The organism is Streptomyces tibetensis, assembly GCF_007655005.1.
Taxonomy (GTDB): Bacteria; Actinomycetota; Actinomycetes; order Streptomycetales; family Streptomycetaceae; genus Streptomyces; species Streptomyces tibetensis.
Genome location: NZ_SZVW01000073.1, coordinates 1 through 365 on the forward strand (window position 1 = coordinate 1; position 365 = coordinate 365).

Sequence of the window (365 nt, forward strand, 5' to 3'; positions counted from 1 at the left end):
CTAGTGACCTGGTTTTGAGATCCTGTCGCAGTAGCGGCAGATACGGTCGAGGATCTGGTCGGCGGTCTTGGTCCATTTGAATGGCCTGGCGTCCTCGTTCCAGACCTTGATCCAGCTCTCGAGTGCGGCCTTGAGGTTGTCGATGGAGCAGAACACCCCGCGCTCAAGGCAGCGTCGTTCGAGCTCAGCGAACCACCGCTCAACCTGGTTGATCCACGATGAGTAGGTGGGCGTGAAGTGGAGCTGGAAGCGCGGATGCGCGAGCAGCCACTTGTGCACCACGGGCGCCTTGTGAGCGGAGAGGTTGTCGCAGATCACGTGGACCGCCAGGCTCATATCGGTCTGGCGGTCGATCTCATCGAGGA

1 protein-coding gene is annotated in these 365 nt (G+C 60.5%); it reads right to left on the minus strand.

Features of this window, described 5'->3' with window-relative positions:
* Positions 1–365 (minus strand): transposase (locus tag FDO69_RS40980; protein WP_170321024.1); only part of this gene is annotated, 365 nt, incomplete at its 5' end.